General features: G+C 69.9%; 5 protein-coding genes. 4 read left to right on the forward strand and 1 reads right to left on the reverse strand.

Features of this window, described 5'->3' with window-relative positions:
• Positions 1-549, forward strand: a 549-nt coding sequence (locus I5G_RS13960) for an SDR family NAD(P)-dependent oxidoreductase (RefSeq protein ID WP_022879610.1), incomplete at its 5' end; no start/stop codon positions are given.
• Between the two features lie 69 nt (positions 550-618).
• On the opposite strand, the gene glgC is transcribed toward I5G_RS13960, so the two are convergent.
• A complete protein-coding gene (gene glgC, locus I5G_RS13965; protein WP_022879611.1) occupies positions 619-1863 on the reverse strand; it encodes a glucose-1-phosphate adenylyltransferase in 1245 nt (414 codons plus the stop codon).
• Positions 1864-1939: 76 nt separating this feature from the next.
• Here glgC and glgA point away from each other — a divergent pair, with 76 nt between their 5' ends.
• The 3 genes from glgA to I5G_RS22595 form a co-directional block, all read left to right on the forward strand.
• Entirely contained in the window at positions 1940-3130 is a 1191-nt protein-coding gene (glgA, locus tag I5G_RS13970) for a glycogen synthase (RefSeq protein ID WP_022879612.1), read from the forward strand.
• Positions 3131-3207: 77 nt separating this feature from the next.
• Entirely contained in the window at positions 3208-3990 is a 783-nt protein-coding gene (locus tag I5G_RS13975) for an ABC transporter ATP-binding protein (RefSeq protein ID WP_022879613.1), read from the forward strand.
• Positions 3991-4114: 124 nt separating this feature from the next.
• A partial coding sequence (locus I5G_RS22595; RefSeq protein WP_022879614.1) for a 50S ribosomal protein L31 occupies positions 4115-4229 on the forward strand: 115 nt, incomplete at its 3' end.

Consider the following 4229-nt stretch of genomic DNA (forward strand, 5'->3'; position numbering starts at 1 on the left):
CGCGAGCTGGGTCCGATCGAGGTCCTGGTCCACGCGGCGGGCACCTCGACGATGGCGTTCGGCGTCGACACGACCGAGGCCCAGTGGGATCTCAACCTCGACGTCAACGCCAAGGGATCGTTCCTCGTCGCCAAGCACGTCGCGCGGGGCCTGCGGCGCGCGGGCCGTCCGGGCAGCCTCATCCTCATCGCGTCGCAGGCGGGCAAGAACGGCTACCGCGGCATGACCGGGTACGTCGCGTCGAAGCACGCCGTGCTGGGACTCACCAAGACGTTCGCGACCGAACTCGCGCGCGAGCGGATTCGCGTCAACGCGATCTGCCCGGGCATCATCGAGACGCGCATGAAGCAGCGCGAGCGACGCGAGGGAGCCGAGCTGCGCGGTCTCACCGTCGCCGACATCGAGGCGGAGGACCGTTCTCAGGTGCCGCTCGGGCGCACGGGAACCCCCGAGGACGTCGCGGGCGTGGCCCTCTTCCTCGCGAGCGACCTCTCGTCGTACATGACGGGCCAGGGCATCAACGTCACCGGTGGCATGACGATGCATTGACGAGCCCTGGATGCCGAAAGGGCGGTGACCTTCGCGGTCGCCGCCCTTTCTGGCATCCGGGTGTCCGGATCAGACCTCGACGCGCACGTCCTTGCCGACGACGGTGATGCCCGTCTCGGTCACGGTGAAGCCGCGCGCGAGGTCGCGTTCCCGGTCGACGCCGATCGTCGCGCCCGGCGCGAGCGTCACGTTCTTGTCGAGGATCGCGCGGTGGATGCGGGCTCCCGCTCCGACCTGCACGCCGTCGAACAGCACCGAGTCGGTGATCGTCGATCCGCCGCCGGCGAGCGCCCACGGACCCACGACGCTGCGCTCGAGGTGGGTGCCGGAGAGCACCGATCCGAGCGAGACGATCGAGTCGATCGCGTTACCGATGCGGCCCACCGAGTCGCGCACGAACTTCGCCGGGGGAGCGTTGAACGTCTGCGAGAAGATCGGCCAGTTGTCGTTGTAGAGGTTGAAGATCGGCAGCGTCGAGATGAGGTCCATGTGGGCGTCGTAGAACGACTCGATCGTGCCCACGTCCCGCCAGTACGACCGGTCGCGCGGGGTCGATCCCGGCACGTCGTTGCGCTGGAAGTCGTACACCGCCGCCTCGCCGCGGTTGACGAAGTACGGCACGATGTCGCCGCCCATGTCGTGCGCGGACGTCGGCAGTTCGCCGTCGTGCGTGACGGCCTCGACGAGAGCGTCGGCGTCGAAGATGTAGTTGCCCATGGAGGCGAGCACCTCGTGCGGCGCGTCGACGAGCCCCGCCGGGTTCTGCGGCTTCTCGAGGAATTCGCGGATCTTGGTGGGGTCGCTCGGGTCGGTGTCGATGACGCCGAACTGGTTCGCCAGCGAGATCGGCTGACGGATGCCGGCGATCGTGGCCCGCGCGTCCGAGGCGATGTGCGCGTCGAGCATCTGCGCGAAGTCCATGCGGTAGACGTGGTCGGCGCCGATGACGACGACGATGTCGGGCTTCTCGTCGCGGATGAGGTTCATCGACTGCAGGATCGCGTCGGCCGAGCCGGAGAACCAGCGCTTGCCGAGGCGCTGCTGGGCCGGAACGGATGCCACGTACGAACCGAGCATCGGCGACATCCGCCACGTCTGCGAGATGTGGCGGTCGAGGCTGTGCGACTTGTACTGGGTCAGCACGACGAGCTGACGCAGGCCCGAATTGATGAGGTTCGAGATCGCGAAGTCGATGAGTCGGTATTGCCCCCCGAAGGGGACGGCCGGTTTCGCGCGGTCGGCCGTCAGGGGCATGAGTCGTTTGCCCTCGCCGCCGGCGAGGATGATTCCGAAGACCTTCGGCGCTGCAGGCATGGCACCACCATAGGGCGCGAGCGCGATCCCGGGAACCGGCGCGCGGCGGGGGTTGCGCTGCGCTACGGTTCGTCTCATGCGCGTCGACGTCGTCACCAAGGAGTACCCGCCGGAGATCTACGGGGGAGCGGGTGTCCACGCGACCGAGCTGGTCCGCGCGCTCCGCGCCGAGGGCACCGAAGTGCAGGTGCGGGCGTTCGGCGCACCGCGCGACGAGGCCGACACGACGTCGTACGCGGTGCCGTCGGAACTGGCCTCCGCGAACGGGGCGATCCAGACGCTCGGGACCGATCTCGAGATCGTGTCCGACATCGCGGGCGCCGACGTCGTGCACTCGCACACCTGGTACGCGAACTTCGCCGGGCACCTCGCCTCGCTGCTGCACGGCATCCCCCACATCGTCACCGCGCACAGCCTCGAGCCGCTGCGTCCGTGGAAGGCCGAGCAGCTCGGCGGCGGATACGCCGTGTCCAGCTACATCGAGAAGACCGCGTACGAGGGGGCGGCGGCCGTCGTCGCGGTGAGCGCGGGCATGCGCGCCGACATCCTCCGCAGCTACCCGTCGCTCGACCCCGACAAGGTGCGCGTGATCTACAACGGCATCGACACCGAGGCGTGGCATCCGGTCGACGATCCCGACGTGCTCGCGCGCTTCGGCATCGATCCGGCCCGCCCGTCGGTCGTGTTCGTGGGGCGCATCACGCGCCAGAAGGGCCTGCCGTACCTGCTGCGCGCGGCCGAGCAGCTGCCGCCCGAGGTGCAGCTCGTGCTGTGCGCGGGAGCGCCCGACACCCCGCAGATCCTCGCCGAGGTCGAGGGGCTCGTCCGCGGGCTGCAGGCCACGCGTGACGGCGTCGTGTGGATCGACGAGCTGCTGCCGCGCCACGAGCTGTGCGCGATCCTCACGTCGGCGACGACGTTCGTGTGCCCCTCGGTGTATGAGCCGCTCGGCATCGTCAACCTCGAGGCCATGGCGTGCGGCGCGGCCGTTGTCGGCACCGCCACCGGTGGCATCCCCGAGGTCGTCGTCGACGGCGTCACCGGGCGTCTCGTGCCCATCGAGCAGGTGCAGGACGGCACCGGAACGCCCGTCGACCCGGAGCGTTTCGTCGACGATCTCGCCCGTGTGCTCACCGAAGTGGTGACGGATGCCACCCGCGCGGCCGAGTACGGCGAGGCGGGACGTCGGCGCGCGATCGAGGACTTCAGCTGGACCGCGATCGCGCAGACCACCGCGGCGCTGTACGCGGAGGTCGCGGGGCGGTAGACGCACTGTCGCCAACCCTGTCCCCAGGTCGGGGTGGCGCGCCGGTGCGGGTGGGCTCAGGCCGTTAGGCTGGACGCATGCCGCAGGTTCTGGAGTTCTCCGACGTCGTCGTCCGCCGGAACGCCCGGGACATCGTGTCCCACCTCGACTGGACCGTCTCCGACGATGAACGCTGGGTGGTGCTCGGCCCGAACGGCGCGGGCAAGACCACGGTGCTCCAGCTCGCCGACACGCTCCTGCACCCCACGTCGGGTGCGGTGACGATTCTCGGCGAGCGTCTGGGCCGGACCGACGTGTTCGAGCTGCGTCCGCGGATCGGGTTCGCGTCGTCGGCGATGGCGCGGCGCGTGCCGCCCGAGGAGACGGTGCTCGACGTCGTGCTGACCGCCGCCTACTCGGTGACCGGCCGCTGGCGCGAGCAGTACGACGACATCGACGAGCGCCGTGCGCTGCGCGTCCTCGCCGAGTGGCGCCTCGACCACCTCGCCGACCGCACGTTCGGCACGCTGTCCGACGGCGAGCAGAAGCGCGTGCAGATCGCGCGGGCCGTCATGACCGACCCCGAGCTGCTGCTCCTCGACGAGCCGACGGCGAGCCTCGACCTCGGCGCCCGCGAAGAGCTCCTCGCGCTGCTCTCCGGCTACGCGCAGGCGCCCACCACTCCGGCGATGATCATGGTCACGCACCACGTCGAGGAGATCCCCGTCGGGTTCACGCACGTGCTGCTGCTGCGCGATGGCGAGGTCGTGGCATCCGGGCCCCTCGCCGAGGCGCTCACGGCCGAGAACCTGTCTGCGACGTTCGGGGTCCAGATCACGCTGACCCAGGATGCCGGCCGCTACGCGGCGCGCGCGTCCTGAGGGCTCGGCGACTCGCGTCGTACGCGGGCCTCGGGCCTGGTAGACTCGTCCTTTGGTGCCTCCGGCGCCGCAGACTTTGACCGTCCTGGCAGAATCCAGGGCACCACTTCTCAAAGGACCTCCCATGAAGACTGACATCCACCCGGACTACCGCGCCGTCGTGTTCCGCGACCTCGGCTCGGGCGAGACGTTCCTCACCCGTTCGACGGTGACGAGCGACAAGACGATCGAGCTCGACG

Origin of the sequence: Microbacterium sp. B19 (assembly GCF_000333395.1) — a bacterium.
In the GTDB taxonomy this organism is placed as follows: Bacteria; Actinomycetota; Actinomycetes; order Actinomycetales; family Microbacteriaceae; genus Microbacterium.

What these genes read in the sequence shown, in the direction of transcription:
- I5G_RS13975 (WP_022879613.1), top strand. Translation starts at nt 3,208, where the DNA reads ATGCCGCAGGTTCTGGAGTTCTCCGACGTCGTCGTCCGCCGGAACGCC.
- glgC (WP_022879611.1), bottom strand. Translation starts at nt 1,863, where the DNA reads ATGCCTGCAGCGCCGAAGGTCTTCGGAATCATCCTCGCCGGCGGCGAG.
- glgA (WP_022879612.1), top strand. Translation starts at nt 1,940, where the DNA reads ATGCGCGTCGACGTCGTCACCAAGGAGTACCCGCCGGAGATCTACGGG.